The following is a 1030-nucleotide window of genomic DNA, read 5'->3' as shown; positions in this document are numbered from 1 at the left end:
CTAGATGATCGATTCCAAGGGGTGTGGGGTAGCGAGTAAGCGCAAGGGCATCCATGATCGGCGTTGCCTAGGCAACGAGACCATGGAGGCCACGTGCACGTCGATCTGGACACCCTCGCGACCGCACTGTACGTCAGGATCGACGACGAGTTGAAGGCGTGCCCGCAGCTCAACGCGTGGCGTCCGAAGGTCGGGATCGCTCCACGGATCACCGACGCCGAGCTGATCACGGTGTCGGTGATGCAGGCCCTGCTGGGCTTTCACAACGAGAGCCGCTGGGTCCGCTACGCCCGCAAGTCGATCCTGCATCTGTTTCCCTACCTGCCCAAGCAGCCCGGCTACAACAAGCGCCTGCGGCGTCTGAGCACCCAGTTGGCCCATTTCACCGCGGTCCTGGCCACCGACACCGACCTGTGGCGGCACCCGATCCGGATCGCCGACTCCACCCCGGTGCCGTGCGGCACGTCCCGGGAGACGGTCCTTCGCTCCGACCTGGCCGGTTGGGCCGGCTACGGCTACTGCGCCTCGCACTCCCGGTTGTTCTGGGGCCTGCGTCTGCACCTGGTCACCACCGTGCACGGCCTCCCGGTCGCGTTCGCCCTGACCAACGCCAAGACCGACGAACGTGAGGTTCTCATCGACCTGGTCACCCTGCAGCCGAACATGTTCCACCACCCGGACGGGCTGATCCTGGTCGTGGACAAGGGCTACCGCGACCGCGACACCGAAACCTGGCTCAACGACAGCGGTATCACCCTCGTGCGACCCGCGTACCGCACCGAACCGGCGCGCCCCGGTCGTGGCCTGCTGCGGGCGGTGCGGCAGAGCATTGAATCGGTCAACCAGACCCTCAAGAGCCAACTCGACCTCGAACAACACGGCGGCCGCACCATCACAGGCGTCACCGTCCGGATCCTGCAACGCGTCCTGGCCCTGACCGCCGCGATCTGGCACAACTGGCACACCGGCCAACCGACCATGCGATCCCTGACCGCCTACGACCACTGACCCCTTGGAATCGATCATCTAG

At 65.8% G+C, this 1030-nt stretch carries 1 protein-coding gene; it reads left to right on the top strand.

From position 1 onward, the window contains the following. The first annotated feature begins 93 nt into the window (after nt 1-93). Nucleotides 94-1008 carry an IS982 family transposase gene (locus JNW87_RS39065; protein WP_238455504.1) on the top strand — a complete coding sequence of 305 codons (915 nt, stop codon included), beginning with the start codon at nt 94-96 and terminating at the stop codon, nt 1006-1008. Nucleotides 1009-1030 lie beyond the last annotated feature (22 nt).

The sequence above is a fragment of the Micromonospora sp. ATA51 genome (assembly GCF_016802855.1).
GTDB classification, from domain to species: Bacteria; Actinomycetota; Actinomycetes; order Mycobacteriales; family Micromonosporaceae; genus Micromonospora; species Micromonospora sicca.
The sequence above is the reverse complement of the archived record's forward strand: the minus strand, read 5'-3'. Positions and strand labels throughout refer to the sequence as shown.